General features: G+C 63.4%; 16 protein-coding genes. 8 read left to right on the top strand and 8 right to left on the bottom strand.

Going from position 1 to position 19,109, the window contains the following annotated elements; all coding sequences use genetic code 11:
- Positions 1 to 165: 165 nt before the first annotated feature.
- The 6 genes from VDQ28_RS21370 to VDQ28_RS21345 form a co-directional block, all read right to left on the bottom strand.
- Positions 166 to 948, bottom strand: coding sequence for an SDR family oxidoreductase (locus tag VDQ28_RS21370; protein ID WP_323037849.1), 783 nt, complete (start codon positions 946 to 948; stop codon positions 166 to 168).
- Positions 949 to 955: 7 nt separating this feature from the next.
- Positions 956 to 1,912, bottom strand: coding sequence for a calcium/sodium antiporter (locus VDQ28_RS21365; RefSeq protein WP_323037848.1), 957 nt, complete (start codon positions 1,910 to 1,912; stop codon positions 956 to 958).
- Between the two features lie 201 nt (positions 1,913 to 2,113).
- A complete protein-coding gene (locus VDQ28_RS21360; protein WP_323037847.1) occupies positions 2,114 to 2,848 on the bottom strand; it encodes a S49 family peptidase in 735 nt (244 codons plus the stop codon).
- 204 nt (positions 2,849 to 3,052) lie between these two features.
- On the bottom strand, positions 3,053 to 3,691 hold the full coding sequence (locus tag VDQ28_RS21355; protein WP_323037846.1) for a hypothetical protein: 639 nt from the start codon (positions 3,689 to 3,691) through the stop codon (positions 3,053 to 3,055).
- 76 nt (positions 3,692 to 3,767) lie between these two features.
- The gene (locus VDQ28_RS21350; protein WP_323037845.1) at positions 3,768 to 4,331 is read right to left on the bottom strand and encodes a hypothetical protein; all 564 of its coding nucleotides are present in this window, start codon (positions 4,329 to 4,331) and stop codon (positions 3,768 to 3,770) included.
- Positions 4,328 to 5,269 (bottom strand): aspartate carbamoyltransferase catalytic subunit, encoded by a 942-nt coding sequence (locus tag VDQ28_RS21345; RefSeq protein WP_323037844.1) that lies wholly within the window; start codon positions 5,267 to 5,269, stop codon positions 4,328 to 4,330. Before VDQ28_RS21345 ends, VDQ28_RS21350 begins: the two co-directional genes overlap by 4 nt.
- Before the next feature lie 117 nt (positions 5,270 to 5,386).
- On the opposite strand from VDQ28_RS21345, the gene VDQ28_RS21340 reads away from it, so the two are divergent.
- From VDQ28_RS21340 to VDQ28_RS21325, 4 genes are all read left to right on the top strand, one after another.
- Complete coding sequence (locus tag VDQ28_RS21340) at positions 5,387 to 6,205, top strand: uracil-DNA glycosylase family protein (RefSeq protein ID WP_323037843.1); 819 nt, start codon at positions 5,387 to 5,389, stop codon at positions 6,203 to 6,205.
- Positions 6,206 to 6,264: 59 nt separating this feature from the next.
- A complete protein-coding gene (gene moaB / locus VDQ28_RS21335; RefSeq protein ID WP_323037842.1) occupies positions 6,265 to 6,807 on the top strand; it encodes a molybdenum cofactor biosynthesis protein B in 543 nt (180 codons plus the stop codon).
- Positions 6,808 to 6,888: 81 nt separating this feature from the next.
- Positions 6,889 to 8,361, top strand: coding sequence for an efflux RND transporter periplasmic adaptor subunit (locus tag VDQ28_RS21330; RefSeq protein WP_323037841.1), 1,473 nt, complete (start codon positions 6,889 to 6,891; stop codon positions 8,359 to 8,361).
- A gap of 3 nt (positions 8,362 to 8,364) precedes the next feature.
- Complete coding sequence (locus VDQ28_RS21325; protein ID WP_323037840.1) at positions 8,365 to 11,793, top strand: efflux RND transporter permease subunit; 3,429 nt, start codon at positions 8,365 to 8,367, stop codon at positions 11,791 to 11,793.
- A 108-nt stretch (positions 11,794 to 11,901) separates the two neighbouring features.
- Here VDQ28_RS21325 and VDQ28_RS21320 read toward each other — a convergent pair whose 3' ends face one another.
- Positions 11,902 to 12,759 (bottom strand): protein-disulfide reductase DsbD domain-containing protein, encoded by an 858-nt coding sequence (locus VDQ28_RS21320; protein ID WP_323037839.1) that lies wholly within the window; start codon positions 12,757 to 12,759, stop codon positions 11,902 to 11,904.
- A gap of 170 nt (positions 12,760 to 12,929) precedes the next feature.
- On the opposite strand from VDQ28_RS21320, the gene VDQ28_RS21315 reads away from it, so the two are divergent.
- Entirely contained in the window at positions 12,930 to 13,493 is a 564-nt protein-coding gene (locus VDQ28_RS21315; RefSeq protein WP_323037838.1) for a YqgE/AlgH family protein, read from the top strand.
- Between the two features lie 7 nt (positions 13,494 to 13,500).
- Here the strand turns inward: VDQ28_RS21315 and VDQ28_RS21310 are convergent, their stop codons facing one another.
- Positions 13,501 to 13,995, bottom strand: a complete 495-nt coding sequence (locus tag VDQ28_RS21310) for a MarR family transcriptional regulator (protein WP_323037837.1) — start codon at positions 13,993 to 13,995, stop codon at positions 13,501 to 13,503.
- A 180-nt stretch (positions 13,996 to 14,175) separates the two neighbouring features.
- On the opposite strand from VDQ28_RS21310, the gene VDQ28_RS21305 reads away from it, so the two are divergent.
- From VDQ28_RS21305 to VDQ28_RS21295, 3 genes are all read left to right on the top strand, one after another.
- Positions 14,176 to 15,429 (top strand): hypothetical protein, encoded by a 1,254-nt coding sequence (locus tag VDQ28_RS21305; RefSeq protein WP_323037836.1) that lies wholly within the window; start codon positions 14,176 to 14,178, stop codon positions 15,427 to 15,429.
- Positions 15,430 to 15,608: 179 nt separating this feature from the next.
- The gene (ileS, locus tag VDQ28_RS21300; RefSeq protein ID WP_323037835.1) at positions 15,609 to 18,539 is read left to right on the top strand and encodes an isoleucine--tRNA ligase; all 2,931 of its coding nucleotides are present in this window, start codon (positions 15,609 to 15,611) and stop codon (positions 18,537 to 18,539) included.
- 68 nt (positions 18,540 to 18,607) lie between these two features.
- Complete coding sequence (locus VDQ28_RS21295; RefSeq protein ID WP_323037834.1) at positions 18,608 to 19,060, top strand: methylated-DNA--[protein]-cysteine S-methyltransferase; 453 nt, start codon at positions 18,608 to 18,610, stop codon at positions 19,058 to 19,060.
- The last annotated feature ends 49 nt before the right edge of the window (positions 19,061 to 19,109 follow it).

The following is a 19,109-nucleotide window of genomic DNA, read 5'->3' as shown; positions in this document are numbered from 1 at the left end:
GGGTTCATCGATCTGCCCAAAAAATAGGCGATTTTGCAGATCGTTGAAAATGCTTAACAAAATTCTTGGCATCATACAACTTCCTGAAAAGATTAAGCATTTCCTAACGCGAATGTGACACCCGAGCGTTCGGTGGACAACATGTCGCGTGTAATTGCCGCCGGGTCACTCAACCCCCAAGATGTCGGGGGTCCTCCATCCCAGATGCTGCCCGCCATCGACACACAACAATTGACCCGTCACGGCCGGCGCATCGAGGAAATATCCAAGCGCTGCGGTGATATCCGACGGATTTGCGCCGCGCTCCAGCACGGTATGGCGGCGCTGGCGGTTGAAATGTTCCGCACTCTGGCGGCTGCCCTGCAAGGTAGGCCCGGGGCCGATGGCATTGACCCGGATATCGGGAGCCAGCGCCTGCGCCGTGGTCTGGGTCATCGCCCACAGGCCCATCTTGGCGATGGTGTAGGTCATGAATTCCGGCGTCAGCTTGCGGACCCGTTGGTCAATCATGTTCACGATCAACCCGCTGGCGATGGGTTCTGCGTTCGCATCGACCCGCCCCTTGGGGGCCTGTGCCGCAAAGGCCTGCGTCAGGGTGAACGGCGCGCGCAGGTTGGATTCGATATGGCGGTCCCAGCTTGCGCGCGTCGCCGAGTGGATCGTGTCATACTCAAAGATCGAGGCGTTGTTGATCAGCACCGTCAGCGGCCCACCCAGCGCCTTGGCCGCCGCCGGGATCAGCGCCGCGGTTTGATCCTCGTGCAGCAAATCCGCGTGCAGCGTCACCGCCTGAACGCCCAGCGCCCGCGCCAATCCGGCGATCTCGTCGGCCTCGGGTTTGCTGCTCGCGTAATGCAGCGCGACGTCATAGCCGCGCGCGGCCAGAAACAGCGCCATGTCACGGCCAAGCCGCCGCCCGGCTCCGGTTATCAGTGCTTTGCCCGTCATCGTCGCCTCAGTGGAACAGTTGGATCACATAGAGCACATAGAGCGCGATCAGGCCAATGCCAGTCAGTCTGTTGATGCGGCGGCCGGTATACACAAAGACCCCCAGCAATGCCCCGGACCCGGCCATGACCCACAGGTCCAGCAGCAGCATTTCTTCGGGCACCGGGATGTCACCGATAAACGACGCGATACCGATGATGGCCAGCAGGTTGAACAGGTTGGAGCCAATCACGTTGCCCATGGCCACGCCTGCCTCGCGGCGCAACGCCGCCGCAACCGTGGTCGCCAGTTCGGGCAGCGACGTTCCCACGGCCACCAGCGTCAGGCCGATGACGGCCTCGCTGACACCCAGCGCGGTGGCGACATTCACCGCGCCATCGACCAGAAAATTCGCGCCGATGGGCAGGCCGATGATGCCACCCGCCAGATACAAGGCGATTTTCGTCCCTGAGATGCCAGGGTCGGCGCCTTCAAGATCGACCTCGCCGTCGTCGACCGACGCCGCGACATCGTTGCGGTGATTGCGGGCCCTTGCGTAGCTGTTCCACAGCATGAAGGCGAGGCCGAGCAGCAGCGCCACGCCATGCGGCCAGGAAAACGGCCCGAGGAACGCGAGCAGGATAAACCCGAAGGTCGCGACCATCATCATGATGTAATCATGCATCAAATCGCGCGACACGGGCACGGCTGCGATCAGGGCCGGCACACCCAGAACCAGCAGGATGTTGGCAATGTTCGAGCCGACGATATTGCCCAGCGCAAGTGCCGGGGCATTGCCCAACACGGCCTCGACCGAGACCAGAAGCTCGGGCGCGGATGTTCCAAAAGCAACAACCGTCAGGCCGACGATCAACGCCGGGACACCCAGACGCAGGCTGAGGTTCACAGCCCCTTTGACCAGCGCGTCACCGGCAAACACCAAGATAACCAGACCAACGGTGATCATTGCAAAGTCGAAAAACATCAACGATACCTGCAATCTGCCCGCGCGCAGGGCGCCGGATTGTTGGATAAGTTCACCCGCTTGCATTTTGGGCAACGCAGTTTGTCCAAGGCCTTGGGGCCGGACAGGATGTTGCGACTGCCGGGGCGCAGGACTTTTTGCACCATCGCCATGACGATGATGAAGAGCAAAAATAGAACAATGGCTCGTAACAGCATCCGCTCAGATCCCCAGCCGCGCCCAAAGCGCCGCCTCTTCTATACCCGCAAGCGCGTCCTGTGCCAGCGACAGGCCGAGCCGCGACATGACGCTGCGGCGCGGGCCGAAAACGCGGAATTTGACCTTTTTGCCATAGAGCCGTTTCAGGGTTGGCACGGCGTGGCCCAGATCATCGGCAAGCCCCAGACGCACCGCCTCGGCCCCCAGCCAGAAACGCCCGTCAAAAAGGTCACTCTCGGTGTTCAGTTTGCCGCCGCGCCGCGCCTTGACGTGGTCGATGAACACGCCGTGCATTTGCGCCAGCAAGGTGTTCAGCCGCTCGATGTCCTCGGGCTTTTCCGCTTGAAACGGATCCATCTGGCTTTTTGAGCGCCCGGCGGTATGAATGCGGCGCTCGATGCCCAGTTTGCCAATCGCGCCCTGCAAGCCGAATCCGGACGAGATCACGCCAATCGAGCCCACGATCGAGGCGGCATCGCAGCGGATATCATCGGCGGCGCTGGCGATCCAATAGCCACCCGAGGCTGCGGCGTCCTCGACAAAGGCATGTACTGGCGTGCGGGTTTCTTCGGCCAGGCGCCGGATGCGGGCACCGATCAGCGCGCTTTGCACGGGCGAACCGCCGGGGGAATTGATGATCAGCGCCACGGCCTTGGGCTTGCCGCTGCGGAACGCGCGTTCCAGCACCGGGGCCGTGGAGACATCCGAAAGCCGCCCCCGTGCATCGGCTGCGATCACCCCTTGCAGGCGAACAATGTTGACTCGGGGCGCGCGGCGAAGCAGTCGAGAGGCGAGCGAGGGCTGTTTTTCCATTCCCCCGATGTAGGTGAGTGCTGCCCCGCCAGCAAGGCCGCTGCCCCTGCTGGCCCTGAAAATACCCGCTGTAACGGCGTCAAACGCCCGGTTTGTGCGAAACCACGCGCCCCGCGTTTGGTTTATCCGTCAAGTCGGGGGTGACGCCTGCGTTTCTCGGTGGGCCGCACGCAGATCAACGATCAGTCGGTAAACCGCGCGGGCGTCCGGGATGCGGTGGAAGCCAATGGCTTTGCGCTGCGTCCGGGTGCGGCTGCGGCGACCCTGGCTGAAGCTGCTGCGGCTGCTGGTGTGATAGGTGCTGATTTCTTCGGCGAACATGACCGACCCCGGCGTGTCATCTTGCAGTGCCGGGGCGTCCATATCGTCGGTTCCATACCGTTTGAGGGTTCGGCGGCCCAAGACATCGCGCGCGATATAGGCGGCGCGGTCGGTCAGCGTGTACCAAGTGCGCCCGCGTTGGTAGGCGTCCCAGAAGATACGACCGACGACCATATACAAGCCGACCGCCAGAAACGGCAGGCCGAACAGCGGGAAGACTTTGAACACCGTGTCGATGCCGCCGCTGCCCTGGAACGAGGGTTGCCCGGCGGTCATGAACGTGGCTGCGGTGATCCAGAACAGCGCAAAACCGGCAAAGAACACGCCAAAGAGCGATTCGAATGAGAGCAGGTCTTTCCAGACGATGACGCTATCGGGGCGACCCTGCCAGAGGATGGTTTCGCCGTCGTCCAGGATTCCGTCCCAGCCGGATTGCGTGGTGCTCATGGGTGCCTCCTGCATCAAAATGCGCGGCAGTTTATCGGCGTCGCGGCGGGGTTCAAGATGGTTCGGGGCTGGCGCGCTATTGGGGCACGCCGATGTAAACCAACGCAAAAGCAAGCAGAACCATCGTGATCAGCGCCAATCCGGTGGCCGCATTCCGCCTGCGCACCTGCGTGCCGGGGGGTGCTGCCATGCGGGCATTGCGCTTTGGCACAACCCAGACGCGCGCGGTGGACCGATCACGCGGGGCCGGGTCGGTCATGCGCAGGGTGGCGACGGGTCGGATGGGCAGCGCGGGGGTCAGCGTGGCGGCGCGATCACCAAATGCATCGGACCAGATCAGGACCACCCAGCCGGCCTCGGCGCGCAGGGCTTTGGCGTTGTGGGCCAAATCGGCGGGCTTGAAGGCTGTCTGTGAGACGTAATCCAACAGATCCTTGTGGCCAAGGGTCGGCAGGTGGCGGACCGGAAACACCGCAATGAAATCAGGGTCGAGGGTGAGACCTGGCACCAGGGCGTGTGCGAATGGCGCGGAGAACCCGGACGCCCGGTCAAACGCCAGAAATGCGCCGATCTCGGCCTCGGGCAGATCAACGGCGAACACCCGCAAGACCCCGCGCTCGCCCGCCGCAACCGGGCTCATGCTGCCCGCGCCGCCCGCAGATTGCGCGCCAGAAGATCCATCGCCGCCATACGCACCGCAACGCCCATTTCCACCTGCTCCTGAATCACCGAGCGGTTGATGTCATCGGCAATCGTGCCGTCGATCTCGACGCCGCGATTCATCGGGCCGGGGTGCATGACGATGGCGTCGGGCTTGGCGTGGGCGAGTTTCTCGGCATCCAGCCCGTAGCGGTGGTAATATTCGCGCTCGGAGGGGATGAAACCGCCATCCATCCGCTCTTTTTGCAGCCGCAGCATCATCACCACATCGGCATCCTGCAACCCCTCGCGCATGTCGTCATAGACCTCGCAGCCGAACTCGGCCACGCCGGCGGGCATCAGGGTTGGCGGGCCGATCAGGCGCACGCGGTTTTCCATTTTTCCCAGCAATATCAAGTTGGAGCGCGCCACGCGGCTGTGCGCGATATCGCCACAGATCGCCACGGTCAGCCGGTGCAAACGGCCTTTCTTGCGGCGGATGGTCAGGGCGTCCAGCAAGGCTTGCGTCGGGTGCTCATGCTTGCCGTCACCCGCGTTCAGCACGGCGCAATTGACCTTTTCGGCCAGCAGGTTGACCGCACCCGAGGAGGGATGGCGCACGACCAGCAGATCGGGGTGCATGGCGTTCAGGGTCAGCGCGGTGTCGATCAGCGTCTCGCCCTTTTTCACGCTGGAGGATTGCATCGCCATGTTCATCACATCGGCCCCCAGACGCTTGCCCGCCAGTTCAAAGCTGGCCTGCGTGCGGGTGGAATTCTCGAAGAACATGTTGATTTGCGTCATGCCGCGCAGCACATCCGAGTGCTTGTGCTCGGAGCGGTTTTGCCCGGCGTAGACCTCGGCAAGATCAAGCAGGGTCGTGATCTCGGTCGGGTGAAGGGGCTCGATCCCCAGCAGATGGCGTTGCGTGAAACTCATCATGTCCCCCAATCACTGGCGCTGCCGGGGTATAGAAAGACCGCTGTTTGCGGTCAAGCGCGCTGGCGGGTGCACAACTCATTGGCGCGGCGCGTGGGATGCAGTAGGGTCAAGCACATGACGATAGCGATTGACTGGCATCTGGCCCGCGCCCTGTTGGAGTGGCAGGTCGAATTGGGCGTAACGGACGCGGTTCTGGCGGAACCGGTCGACCGTTTCGCGCGCGTCGAGGAACGGCTTGACGCCGAGGCACAGCGCGCCGCGCCGCAGGTGTCTGGCGCCAGAACGCCAGTGGCGGCGGCTCCTGATGACGGCCCGGATGCGGTGGCCGAGGCCACGCGACTTGCCCTTGCCGCCCAGGACTTGCCAGCATTGGCCGAGGCGCTGCAAGAGTTTCCCTATTGCGAGCTGCGGCGCGGGGCCAGGAATTGCGTGTTCTCGGATGGCAACCCCAACGCGCGGCTGATGATCATCGGCGAGGGGCCGGGCGCGGATGAGGACCGGCAAGGGCGTCCGTTTGTCGGCAAGGCCGGGCAGTTGCTGGACCAGATGTTCGCGGCGATCGGCCTGTCGCGCGGCAGCCCCGACCCGAACGCCTCGTTTTACGTCACCAACACCGTGCCCTGGCGCCCGCCCGCGAACCGAGAGCCAACGCCAGACGAATTGGCCATGTTGCGCCCATTCCTGCTGCGTCATATCGAACTGGCCGCGCCGGAGGTTCTGGTGCTGGTCGGCAATGTTGCTTGCGCGGCGCTGTTGGGGAAACGCGGGATCACCAAGCTGCGCGGACGGTGGACCACGGCGCAGGGGATCGCCGCGATGCCGATGATTCACCCTGCCAGCCTGTTGCGCAACCCCGAGGCCAAACGCGAGGCTTGGGCCGATTTGCTGGCCATCAAGGCGCGGTTGCAGGGCGGCGACCGTGACCCGCATTGACGCCGGGCCTGTACGGTGTTCAATCCTTGGCGGAATTTGGTGCCAAGGAAGGGAAACCCATGGGACGTATTGACGAGAGCAAACCGTTCATGCCGGTCCGGATCGCGGTGCTGACGGTGTCGGATTCGCGCAGTCTGGCCGAGGATCGCTCGGGTGATGTTCTGGTCGAGCGGTTGCAAAAGGCGGGGCATATCCTTGCTGGTCGCGCGATCATCCGCGACGCGCGGGATCAAATCGCCGCGCAACTGCGCAGCTGGACGCTGGACCCCGAGATCGACGTGATCCTGTCCACCGGCGGCACGGGTTTGACCGGGCGCGACGTGACCGTCGAGGCGCACCGCGATGTCTACGAAAAGGAAATCGAGGCGTTCGGCACGATTTTCACCATGGTTTCCATGCAGAAGATCGGCACATCGGCGGTGCAAAGCCGTGCGACGGGCGGCGTGGCAAATGGCACCTATTTGTTTGCGCTGCCGGGCAGTCCCGGGGCTTGCAAGGATGCGTGGGACGAAATTCTGGTCTGGCAACTCGACTATCGGCACGGCCCCTGCAATTTTGTCGAAATAATGCCGCGATTGGATGAACATTTGCGACGGAAATGATGGGGTGCTTCGTTTAATCCTTGCGCGGTCATCCAAACCGCCGACGCCAACGTATAGGGTTTGAACCTTGAAAGCTCAGTTATGCGATTTCTGACCCGCAGTCTTGTCGCCGTGTTTCTGGGCGCAATGGCGCTGGGCCTGTTGGCCTTGGCGGGCGGCATGGTGCGCGACACACTGGCCGAACGCGCCGCCCAAGAGGATCGGCCCCGCACGGTGCGCGAGCGCGTATTTACCGCCCGTGTCCTGACAATTCAGCCGGGCGAAGTGTCGCCGATCCTGTCAGCCTTTGGCGAGGTTGTCTCGCGGCGCACGCTGGAGTTGCGCGCCACGTCCTCGGGCCGGATCATCGAATTGGCGGAGGGGTTCGAGAATGGCGCAACGGTCGAAGCGGGTCAGGTTCTGATCCGGTTGAACCCGGCGGACGCGCAGGCCGCGCTGTCGTTGGTCGGCATTGATCTGGCGCGTGCGCAGGCCGAGTTGGAGGATGCAGAGCGCGCGCTGGAATTGTCGCGGCTGGATCGGGCCGAGGCTGCCGCTCAGGCCGAACTGCGCCAGCGCGCGTTCGAGCGTCGGCAAAGCCTGACGGAACGCGGCGTTGCCACCGAGGCCACCGTCGAGGAGGCGGAACTGGCCTTTGCCGCCGCGCGCGCCGCCGTCATCGCCCGGATGCAGGCCGAAGCGCAGGCCGAGGCGCGCTTTGCGCAGGCGCAGACCTCGCTGGATCGGCAGCGGATCAATCTGGCCGAGGCCGAGCGTCGCGTGGCAGAAACCGAAATCAGCGCGACCTTTGGCGGCGTACTCAGTGAGACGAGTGCCGTGGCGGGCGGTCATGTGAGCACCAACGAGCGCCTGGCGCAGGTGATCGACCCCGAGTCGCTGGAGGTCGCGTTTCGCCTCTCCACCGCGCAATATCTGCGCCTGTTGGACCCACAGGGCGCGTTGATCGCGGCGCCCGCGCAGATTGCGCTGGAGCTGGGCGGGTTGGAGATCACCTCGCCGGGGACCTTGAGCCGCGCCAGCCCCTCGGTCGGTGAGGGGCAGTCGGGGCGGCTGGTCTATGCCGTGATCGACGCGCCGCGCGGCTTCAGGCCGGGCGATTTTGTCACCGTGCGCACCGAAGAACCCGCGTTGCACGACGTCGCCCGCGTGCCCGCCGCGGCGGTTGAGGCGGGTGGTGGCGTGTTGGTATTGGCCGAGGATGACCGCTTGGAGGCGGCGACCGTCGAGGTCGTGCGCCGTCAGGGCGACAGCGTGTTGATCCGTGTGCCGCCCGCCTTGGTCGGCCGCGAGATCGTGGCGGCGCGCAATCCCTTGCTGGGCGCAGGGATCAAGGTGCGCCCGCAACGCGCCGAAGCCGCCGCGATTATCCCGCCAACCCCGGATCTGGTGCCCTTGGCACCCGAACAGCGCGCCGAGTTGATTGCCCGCGTCGAGGCCAACAACCGGATGCCTGCCGAGGTCAAGACCCGCATTCTGGCGCAGTTGAGCCAGGATCTTGTGCCCGCGCGCCTGCTGGAGCGCCTGTCGCAACCCGGCGGACGGCAGGGGGGATAAGCCATGGCCGGTGAGCATCTGTTGAAGGTCACGGCGTTCGGGGTTTTCCGCTATTTTACCCGCCACAAGACGGCCGCAAACCTTGTTCTGGTGCTGATGCTGGCGGCGGGGCTGGCCGCGATTCCGCGGATGCATGCGCAGTTTTTCCCCGATATCGTGATCGACAATGTCACCGTCACGGTGGCTTGGCCGGGGGCCGGGGCGACCGATGTCGACGCGGCCATTGTCAAGGTTCTGGAACCGGCGCTGATGGCGGTGGATGGGGTGGCGTCGACCTCGGCCTCGGCCTCGGAGGCGCGCGCGCGGATCACGCTGGAATTCGAGCCGGGCTGGGACACCGCGCAGGCCGCGTCGGATGTACAGGATGCCCTGGACCTGATCAGTACCTTGCCCGAGGATGCCGAGGAGCCGGTGATCCGACGCTCAAGCTGGATGGACCGGGTGACGAATGTGGTCATCACGGGGCCGGTTGGCATCGAGCAATTGGCGCGGTTTACCGATGAATTCGTGGCCCGCCTGTTTGCCGAAGGGATCACGCGGACTTCGATTCAGGGGATCGCCTCGCCGCGGATTTCGGTCGAGGTGCCGTCGCTGCGCCTGGTGCAATACGACATCTCGATGGAGGAAATCGCCCGCGCGATCTCGAATTCGGTGGCGGCTGACCCGGCGGGCGATCTGGCGGGCGGTGCCCAGCGTGTCCGGACTGGCACAGAACGCCGCAGCCCCGATGAAATCGGCAGTATCATCCTGCGCTCTGGCAGCGATGGGACCACGTTGACGCTGGCCGATGTGGCAACGGTCAGGGCCGAGTCGATAGACCGGGACCGGGCCTATTTCGTCGGTGATCAACAGGCCATGGTGGTGCGGGTTGATCGCTCGTCAACCGGGGATGCGATTGGCATTCAAGCCGGCGTGCAAGCCGTCGCGGATGAGATGATGCTGTCACTGCCCGAAGGCGTGAGCGTCGACTTGGTCAACGCGCGCGCCGAGATGATTTCCGGGCGCTTGTCCTTGCTGATCAAGAACGGTTTGCAGGGGTTCGTGCTGGTTGTCCTGATCCTGTTCCTGTTCCTCAACGCGCGCACCGCGATCTGGGTCGCGGCGGGCATCCCGGTCAGCATGTTGGCGGCGGTTGCCTTCATGTATGTGACCGGCATGAGCCTGAACATGATTTCGCTGTTTGCGTTGATCATCACGCTGGGGATCGTGGTGGATGACGCGATTGTCGTGGGCGAACACGCGGATTACCGATACCGCGTGCTTGGCGAAAGCCCGGCCGAAGCCGCCGAAAACGCAGCCACGCGCATGGGCCTGCCGGTGTTCGCGGCGACACTGACCACGATTACCGCCTTTGCCGGGTTGATGATGATCGGCGGGCGGTTCGGTGACATGATCGCGGATATCCCGTGGACGGTGATCGCCGTGTTGGTCGCCTCGTTGATCGAATGCTTCCTGATCCTGCCGAACCACATGTTCCACGCGTTGAAAGGCTCGGCGCAAGAGCACTGGTATGACTGGCCGTCGCGCTTTGTGAACAAGGGGTTTGACTGGTTCCGCAAGACCCTGTTCCACCCGGCCATGTTGCTGGTGATCAAGGCGCGCTATGTGGTGCTGGCGGGCCTTGTGGTGCTGATGGCAACGCAGGTCACGGCCTTCCTGCGTGGCGATGTGATGTGGCGGTTTTTCGCGTCGCCCGAGCAAGGCACGCTGACCGCGAATTTCCTGATGGCGCCCGATGCCACGCGGGCCGATACGATCGCCATGATGCAGGAGTTGCAGCGCGCCTCGCATGATCTGGCGACGCGGCTTGAGGCCGAGCATGGCGTCTGGCCGATTTCCTCGATTGTGGCCGAGGTGGGGGGCAACTCCGGGCGCGGTCTGGCGGCGGCCGAGAACCGGGATACGGATCAACTGGGGTCGATGACCATTGATCTGATTGATGCCGACCTGCGTCCCTATTCCTCGTATGAATTCACCTCGATGCTGCAAGATTCGATTGGTGCGAATCCGCTGATGGAGGAGTTGAGCTTTCGCACCTTTGGCACGGGGCCGGGCGGCGATTCGCTGTCGGTTGATCTGTTTGGCGCGGATGCCGACACGCTGAAATCCGCCGCCGAGGCGCTCAAGGCGATCCTGGCGCGGTTCGGGCAGGTCACCGGGCTTGAAGATACGCTGGCCTATGACAAGGAAGAACTGGTTCTGGAACTGACGCCGCAGGGGCAGGCGCTGGGCTTTTCCACCGACACGCTGGCCCGCGAATTGCGCCAGCGGCTGAGCGGGATCGAGGCGGCGGTGTATCCTGATGGCGTGCGCTCGGCCGAGGTGCGCGTGGCGCTGCCGGAACACGAACGTGCCGCCGATTTTCTGGAGAACACGCTGTTGCGCAGTGCCAGCGGGCGCTATCTGCCGCTGGGCGATATTGTGCGGGTTGAAACCCGGCAGGGGTTCTCGTCGATCCAGCGCGAGGATGGCGTGCAATTGGTCACCGTCAGCGGCGTGCTGGACGAGGGCGATCCGGCCGCCGCGCGCGATGTCCTGACCCAGCTCGACGCGACGATCCTGCCGCAACTGGCCGAGGATTTCGGCATCACCTGGCGCTTGTCTGGCCTGTCCGAGCAAGAGGACGACTTTATGTCCGACGCGCTTCTGGGGGCGATCGCCTGCTTGATCGCGATCTATCTGATCCTGGCGTGGGTGTTTTCCAGTTGGTTCCGCCCCTTGGTGGTGATGTCGGTGATCCCCTTCGGCGTGATCGGCATGTTCTATGGCCACGCGCAATGGAATGTCCCGCTGTCGATGTTCTCGGTGGTCGGCCTGATCGGCATGGCCGGGATCATCATCAACGATTCCATTGTTCTGGTCTCGACCGTCGATCAATATTCCAAGGAACGCGGGCTGATCCCCTCGATTGCCGATGCCGCCTCGGACCGGCTGCGCCCGGTCTTGCTGACCACGGCGACCACGGTTCTGGGGTTGGGGCCGTTGCTGTTCGAGCGGTCGAATGATGCGCAATTCCTGCGGCCAACCGTGATCACCTTGGCCTATGGCCTCGGGTTCGGCATGGTTCTGGTGTTGCTGATCGTACCGTCGCTGCTGGCGGCGGGCCATGACCTGAGCCGGATGATGCGCTCGCTCAAGCGGGCGCTGTGGATGCCGGCGGGCCGGGTCGGGTTTGCGGTGCGATTGGTGCCGATCCTGGCCAGCGTGCTGGCGTTGGCGGCGTTTGCCCTGACGATGGGCTGGGCCTTGGTCACGGGGCAGGCGGGGCCGCTGACCGAATGGATCCTGCCGGGCAGCGAGGGCGCGTTGCTGCCCGCGCTTGGGGGGGTCGCGGCTTCGGTCGCGGTCGCGGTTCTGGTGGTTTGGGTGCTGGCGGGGGTGCTCGTCGCGCTCACCCGTGCGCCCGCGAAGCCGCCACCCTCACAGGTCTAGGGCAGGTCGCGGTGTCATCGGTTGATGGGCGTGGCCTTGCCGTGCAAAGGCTGCCGCACCCGGAAACGGGGGGCACCCAGAATTTCAGGAGACGCGGCGTGCCTTGGATCAGCCGCCAACGCAGCCTTGCGCGGTGATCATCCGGTCCTGGGTCAGAATGGTGAAGGTGACCTGCGCGCGGTTGATGCCGACGGCGCCTCGGTTGGGATCGCGCACACGCGCTTGTGCGACCAGATCGCCACCCTCGCGCCAGGTCCGGCTGTTCGAGACCCAATAGCCAGAGCCCGGCAATTCCATGATCAGCTCTTCATTCCGGCCCATCTGCGGCACCGTCGCGCGCAGCGTCAGATCGGCCCCGCGCGATTGCGGCTCCAGCCGGCAGGTCGCGCGGCTCAAACCCGTCCCGGTGGCGGATTCCGCGCCACGACCAAGCGCCGCCGTGATCCGGCGGTCCTGGTCGCCATCGCCCCGCAACGCGCCCCGCACCTGCAAATCGGCGGGCACGCAGGTATCGCGGCACACACCAATTTCCAGTTCACCGAGGATCGCCATGGGCCGATCCGGGTTCACGGGCGTGATGCGCAGAGGCAAAATCAGTTCATCTTGATAGCCGTAGCTTTGCAGCCCGTTCTGGCGGAACACCGTCGGGCGCGGCCAGATTGGCTCGATACTGGCGATGTTCTGCGATTGCGACCAGTCAAAGCGCGGCGCGATTCCCGCGTCGCCCGGTATGCGCCAATAGGTGTGCCAACCCGCATCCATGCGCAAATGCAACGCCGCCATGCGGGTGCCATCGGGGGCGCGCCAGCCCGGCAGGATCTCGGCCTGCACCACGGATTGCGAGAACAGCCCTTGTGCCGACAGCGGGCCGGAAAACGCCACCGTGGTGACAGGGCACAGGGCCATGAGCAGGGCAGTCGCAGTGGGGCGGGCGGCGGCAAGCGCGCGGAGATGAGGCGTGATCATGGCTCTGCCATAGCAGAAGTTCGCGCGGCGAAAAATCAAAACGGCGCGAGGACGCGAGGTGTGGCCTCTTGGCATTTGGCGCCCCTCAGGTCACAAATGTTTTTATGGGGCTTTGCGCAGCGGTTGGTATGATCGGATGCGGAGCGCCGAAATGGATGTGGAACAGGGCCATGACTTTTGATCTGACCGGAGAGTTGTTGATCTCGACCCCCACAATGCGCGACCCGCGTTTTGCCAACAGTGTCATTTTCATCTGCGCTCATAACGAGGAGGGGGCGTTTGGCCTGGTCCTCAACCGCCCGGTGCCGCGCCTGACAATGGCCGATGTGCTGGCGCAGATCGGCATCACGGATGAGGGCACCATCGGGCGCTTTCCCGTGCTGTCGGGCGGCCCGGTCGAAACCCAGCGCGGATTTGTCCTGCATTCGGGCAAGGTCGGGGATGATCCGTCGGGTCAATCGCTGCCCGGCGGGCTGGTGCTGAGCGCGTCAACGGATATCCTGAAGTCGATCAACATGGGCGAAGGCCCGGATAACTGGTTGCTGGCGCTGGGATATTCTGGCTGGGGGCCGGGTCAGCTGGAGCAGGAGATCGGGCAGAATGCCTGGCTGACCTGTGCCGTGCCGCCGGGGCTGCTGTTTGACCGCGAGCCCGGCGAGCACCAGTGGCGAGAGGCGCTGAAATCCATGGGCGTTGATCCGCTAAGCCTGTCGGCGGTGGCCGGGCGCGCGTAGTTGCCGGTCACTCCGGATTTGGCAGGGCCTCGGTGATCTCGCGCAGCTCATTCAGCAGATCCAGCAACGTCTGCATCTTGTCTTCGCCAAAGGCCTGGTCAATCTCGCGCCGCGTGTCCTCGGACTGCACGACCAGATCATCGAACAGCGCCTTGCCCGGCTCGGTCAGCTTGACCATATGCCGCCGTGCATCTGAGCACGGCACCTGCAAGATCAACCCACGCTCGGCCAGCGCGCGCAAGATCCGCGTCAACGAGGGCGGCAAGATGACGCAGCGCTGGCACAAGGTTCCGGCATCCAACGGCTCGCCATCAGCCAGTGCCCGCAACACCCGCCACTGCGGCAAGGTCAGGGACTCGGCGTCGGCATAGCGCTTGAAGCGCCGCATCGTCGATTCGCGCGCCCTGAGCAGCGCCACGGTCAGCGAGCGTTCATAATATTCGCGACCCGACGGGATCGGATCAGAGGGCTGAGACAGTGTATCGGCGGCGTGTGTTTTCATACGGTAATAGTCATGAGGGACAGGAAGAACGCAAGAGGAAAAATGCCTTACGTTTGCCGGTGCCCGATGGCGACACGTTGAACCGGATCCCGACAAGTTGTTCGCTTTGGCGCGCAGCATTAGTTTTAGGGAGACTTCCGAAAACGTGTTACCTTGGGAATACAAGTGCGGGAGGAGCGCATGACGACATCAGACAGAGCCACGCAGGCACCGATGAAAAAGGTGACCTATACCGTGACGCTCAAACGGCCGGATGGCAGCATCGTGCCCGATTTCACGATCCGTGTCCCGCCTTGGAAAAAGGGCGGCGACCCGGTTTTGAAGGAAACACCGCTGCAAGCCGGACCGGATGGCCAACCCCTTGAATTTGATTGTCCACACAGGTCCTATGGAGGGGATTCACCGCGCCTCGTCCTGTGCGGCCCGGCAGACCCGGCGCGTCCGGACATCAAGAATTACCAGCATGAAATCTACCTCTTTCGACGCACCGGCGGCGCAATTGATTTCATCCTGCCCCCCTGTCCGACGGCGGATCTGTATGACGAGCTCTCCTTGTGTAATAAGCCAGTCGCCGCGGGCCCGGTGCAAGGCGGTGGCGAGGTGGATGAGATCGAACCGGACCCCCATCCCGAAGGCGAGCACGTTGACCCGTTGATGCAGACCGCGGGGACACAGGGCCAGCCTGATTTTACCAATAACCTGGTTCTGGATTGTCGGCTGATACACATCCTTGTTCGGGACTATGGCGGCAAAATTGTGCCCGGGTTTTCCGCGCAACTTCAGATTCACGACAGACCTTGGCTGACAAAATGCGCCCAGATCGACCCCGGGGATTCTCAGGGAAAGTCGTTCTTTGTGCGCATGACCAGCACGACGACATGGGCCAATCTCTACGAAAGCGCCACGGGAAAACAGGTCTCCAAAACGCCGGTGCATTTTTCATCGGATGGCAATGCCATGGTGACATTTGTCCTGACGCCCAAGGCGGCGGGCGAAGGGTCCGGTACAGCTGGAGGGGGAGTTGGCACTGGTAATGACCATGACCTGCCGCGCAGACCAAGCTATTACACCGAGACCATCAAGGCCCCCGACCAGATCCGGCATGATTTTGTCGATGGCACCTTTGTGGAAGTGAGAGACACGGTGTTTTTCGCCCATGAGCCCAATAACAAGAGGCTCTCAAGCCTTGCCGCGTCAATCCTGACGGAATGCACGGAATACGCAAAGGCCTGGGTCAGGCTCAACCACCCGGGTGCGCAAGCCATTCGGCTGTTGGCCTTCGAAAACTCCTCTGTCTACACGTTTCAAATCGGCCCCTGGGGCGGGGATTATCAGTGGTTGGCCTATCGCTGGACGAAAAAGGATGCTTTGGGCGCCTTGATAACCTTGCCACAGGTTCGCGTGGAAAATCTTGTCGTCGAGTGGTGGGCCTAGCCGCTTTACCGCAATTGCATCATTGGCTATACCCCCCCTCATGATGCACCCCTTCGCGATCATCATTCGAATTAGCAGCCCGGCGCTCTGATCCAGAGTTGCCGGGACAATGGCGTCTGGTGACCGGCGCCGCGTTTTGCTAATCCCTTTCCAAATCCTTGATGACCGGAGCTCACGCCATGTGTGCCGATACCCCTGACTACAAAGACACCCTGTTCCTGCCTGAAACCGATTTCCCGATGCGCGCGGGTCTGCCGCAGCGTGAGCCTGAGTGGCTGGCGCGCTGGGAAAAGATCGGCATCTATGACCGGTTGCGCGAAAAAGAGGGCCGCGCGCCGTTCATCCTGCACGATGGCCCGCCCTATGCGAACGGTCATCTGCATATCGGCCACGCGCTGAACAAGGTGCTCAAGGATTTCATCGTGCGCAGCCGGCAGATGCTGGGCTTTGACGCGCGTTATGTGCCGGGCTGGGATTGCCACGGTCTGCCGATCGAATGGAAGATCGAAGAGCAATACCGTGCCAAGGGGTTGGACAAGGACGACGTGGATATCGTCGCCTTCCGTCAGGAATGCCGCAAATTCGCCGAGGGCTGGGTCGATGTGCAGCGCGAGGAATTCAAGCGTCTGGGCGTGCAGGGCACCTGGGATGACCCCTATCTGACGATGAACTACCACGCCGAGGCGGTGATCGCCGAGGAGTTCCAGAAATTTCTGATGAACGGCTCGCTGTATCAAGGCTCGAAGCCGGTGATGTGGTCGCCGGTCGAGGAAACCGCGCTGGCCGAGGCCGAGGTCGAATATCACGACAAGGAAAGCTTTACGGTCTGGGTAAAATTCAAGGTGGTCGGCGATAGCGCCGCGGATCTGCTGGGCGCGCATGTGGTGATCTGGACCACGACGCCCTGGACCATGCCCTCCAACAAGGGGGTGGTCTATGGCGAGGGGATTTCTTACGGGCTTTACGAGGTGACCGGCACGCCCGAGCAATCCTGGGCCAACGTCGGCGACCGTTTCATCCTGTCGGACAAGCTGGCCGCCGGGGTTCTGACCAAGGCACGGCTTGAGGATGGGATGTGGCGGCGGGTTGGCGACGTGGACCCGGCGCAGATTGATGCCTTGGCGCACCCGCTGGCCGGGGCCGAGGGCGGCAATGGCGAATGGGACGACCTGCGCGATTTCCGCGCCGCTGATTTCGTCACCGATGACGAGGGCACCGGCTTTGTGCATTGCGCGCCCAGCCACGGCATGGAAGAATTCGAACTCTACCGTGACCTCGGGATGCTGGAGCAGGTCATCACCTATAACGTGATGCCGGACGGGCGTTTCCGCGACGATCTGCCGTTCTTTGGCGGCACGGCGATCCTGCGCGATGCGCCGAACAAGAAGAACAAGGCCAACCCGTGGGAGGGCGACGCGAACACCGCCGTGATCAACAAGCTGGTCGAGGTTGGCGGTCTGCTGGCGCGTGGCGTGCTGAAACACTCGTACCCGCATTCGTGGCGCTCCAAGGCGCCGGTGATCTTCCGCAACACGCCGCAGTGGTTCGTCGCCATCGACAAACCGCTGGATGACGGCATGGGCACCTATGGCGATACGGTCCGCACGCGGGCGCTGACCTCGATTGATCAGTTGGTGACATGGACGCCGCAGACCGGGCGCAACCGGCTGTATTCGATGATCGAGAACCGCCCCGACTGGGTGCTGTCCCGCCAGCGCGCCTGGGGCGTGCCGCTGACCTGTTTTGTCAAAAAGGGCGCGAAACCCACCGACCCGGACTTCCTGCTGCGCGATCCGGCGGTCAATGCGCGTATTTGTCAGGCATTCGAAGCCGAGGGCGCGGATGTCTGGTATGTGCAAGGATTCAAGGAACGCGTGCTGAAAGACCTGCATGATCCAGAGGTCTATGATCAGGTTTTTGACATTCTGGATGTGTGGTTCGACTCCGGCTCGACCCACGCCTTCGTGCTGCGCGACCGCGCGGACGGTGCGCCGGACGGTATCGCGGATGTGTATCTCGAGGGCACCGACCAGCACCGTGGCTGGTTCCATTCGTCGATGCTGCAAGCCTGTGGCACCAAGGGCCGCGCGCCGTATCGGGCGGTGGTGACGCATGGGTTTACGCTGGATGAAAAGGGCATGAAGATGTCCAAATCCATCGGCAACACCATCGTGCCCGAGGAAGTCGTCAAGCAATACGGTGCGGATATCCTGCGGCTCTGGGTGGCGCAGGTCGATTTCACCGCCGACCAGCGGATCGGGCCGGAAATCCTGAAAGGGGTGGCCGACAGCTATCGTCGCCTGCGCAATACGCTGCGCTATATGCTGGGCGCGTTGAGCGGGTTTGACCCGGCCAACACCATCCCGCGTGATCAGATGCCGGAACTGGAGCAACTGATCCTGCATCGTCTGGCCGAGTTGGACAGCGTCGTGCGCGCGGGTTACAAGGCTTATGATTTCCAGGGCGTGTTCCAGGCGCTTTTCACTTTTGCAACAACAGACCTGTCGGCTTTCTACTTTGACGTTCGCAAAGATGCACTTTACTGCGATCCGTCAGACTCCGTGCTGCGCCAATCCTGCCTGACGGTGATTGATGCGGTGTTCGAACGTCTGACAACTTGGCTGGCCCCGATCCTGCCCTTCACGATGGAGGACGTCTGGCTGTCGCGCTTCCCGTCCGAGGGGGACTCGGTGCATTTGCACGACTTTGTCGAGACCCCGGCCGCATGGCTCGACAAGGATCTGCACGCCCGGTCGATCAAGGTCCGCGCTGCACGCCGCGTCGTCACCGGTGCGCTGGAGGTCGAGCGCCGCGCCAAGACCATCGGCGCCAGTCTGGAGGCCTCGCCCGTGGTGCATCTGTCGCCCGACCTGGCGAAACTGATCACCGACCCGGCAACGTTTGCGACGCTGTGCATCACCTCGTCGCTGACCCTGACCACCGACCCGGCCCCGGCCGAGGCCTTCACGATGGACGATGTGCCGGGCGTCGCGGTGACCTTCCGCCACGCCGAGGGGGAGAAATGCCAACGCTGCTGGAAAATCCTGCCTGATGTCGGCACGCATAAACACGCAGCGACCTGCGCCCGGTGCAGCGACGCCTTGGGTTGAGGCGATGCCGTTGACACAGTAGTGACTGGGGGGCAGGGCAACTTGCCCCCCTTTGTATTGGACCCCCTATGCCCGCCCGCAGCTTCGACACACCGCTTGGCCCCGTCACCGTCCATGAGGCGGATGGCGCGATTGTCCGGCTGGATTGGGCGCGCGGCGCGGCCGATGACACACCAGTTTTGCGCGCGGCGGAAATCCAACTGACCGCGTATTTCGCCGGGGAACGCCGCCATTTTGACCTGCCGATCAGGATCAACGCCAGCGCCGCGCAACAGGCGGTTTGCGCCGCGATGCTGGCCATCCCGATGGGTGAAACCCGCACCTATGGCGATCTGGCACGGGTGTTGACCCTGAGCGCACAAGCGGTCGGGCAATTGTGCGGCGGTAATCCGATCCCGATCATCGTGCCCTGTCACCGCATTCTGGGGGCCAGCACACTGGGCGGGTTCTCGGCCCCCGGCGGCATCGAGGCCAAGGTCTGGCTGCTGCGCCACGAAAAAGCGGGCGGCGTGTTGATCTGAGGCCCCCTTGGCGGCGCGGGTAAACTGTGGTCTCTCACAGGAAACGCGC

It is taken from the genome of Pararhodobacter sp. (assembly GCF_034676545.1).
In the GTDB taxonomy this organism is placed as follows: Bacteria; Pseudomonadota; Alphaproteobacteria; order Rhodobacterales; family Rhodobacteraceae; genus Pararhodobacter.
The sequence above is the reverse complement of the archived record's forward strand: the minus strand, read 5'-3'. Positions and strand labels throughout refer to the sequence as shown.

Coding starts and splice junctions, on each gene's coding strand:
- VDQ28_RS21295 (WP_323037834.1), top strand. CDS start 18,608: ATGCCCGCCCGCAGCTTCGACACACCGCTTGGCCCCGTCACCGTCCAT.
- VDQ28_RS21310 (WP_323037837.1), bottom strand. CDS start 13,995: ATGAAAACACACGCCGCCGATACACTGTCTCAGCCCTCTGATCCGATC.
- VDQ28_RS21370 (WP_323037849.1), bottom strand. CDS start 948: ATGACGGGCAAAGCACTGATAACCGGAGCCGGGCGGCGGCTTGGCCGT.
- VDQ28_RS21355 (WP_323037846.1), bottom strand. CDS start 3,691: ATGAGCACCACGCAATCCGGCTGGGACGGAATCCTGGACGACGGCGAA.
- VDQ28_RS21305 (WP_323037836.1), top strand. CDS start 14,176: ATGACGACATCAGACAGAGCCACGCAGGCACCGATGAAAAAGGTGACC.
- VDQ28_RS21350 (WP_323037845.1), bottom strand. CDS start 4,331: ATGAGCCCGGTTGCGGCGGGCGAGCGCGGGGTCTTGCGGGTGTTCGCC.
- ileS (WP_323037835.1), top strand. CDS start 15,609: ATGTGTGCCGATACCCCTGACTACAAAGACACCCTGTTCCTGCCTGAA.
- VDQ28_RS21320 (WP_323037839.1), bottom strand. CDS start 12,759: ATGATCACGCCTCATCTCCGCGCGCTTGCCGCCGCCCGCCCCACTGCG.
- VDQ28_RS21330 (WP_323037841.1), top strand. CDS start 6,889: ATGCGATTTCTGACCCGCAGTCTTGTCGCCGTGTTTCTGGGCGCAATG.
- VDQ28_RS21345 (WP_323037844.1), bottom strand. CDS start 5,269: ATGAGTTTCACGCAACGCCATCTGCTGGGGATCGAGCCCCTTCACCCG.
- VDQ28_RS21365 (WP_323037848.1), bottom strand. CDS start 1,912: ATGTTTTTCGACTTTGCAATGATCACCGTTGGTCTGGTTATCTTGGTG.
- VDQ28_RS21340 (WP_323037843.1), top strand. CDS start 5,387: ATGACGATAGCGATTGACTGGCATCTGGCCCGCGCCCTGTTGGAGTGG.
- VDQ28_RS21325 (WP_323037840.1), top strand. CDS start 8,365: ATGGCCGGTGAGCATCTGTTGAAGGTCACGGCGTTCGGGGTTTTCCGC.
- moaB (WP_323037842.1), top strand. CDS start 6,265: ATGGGACGTATTGACGAGAGCAAACCGTTCATGCCGGTCCGGATCGCG.
- VDQ28_RS21315 (WP_323037838.1), top strand. CDS start 12,930: ATGACTTTTGATCTGACCGGAGAGTTGTTGATCTCGACCCCCACAATG.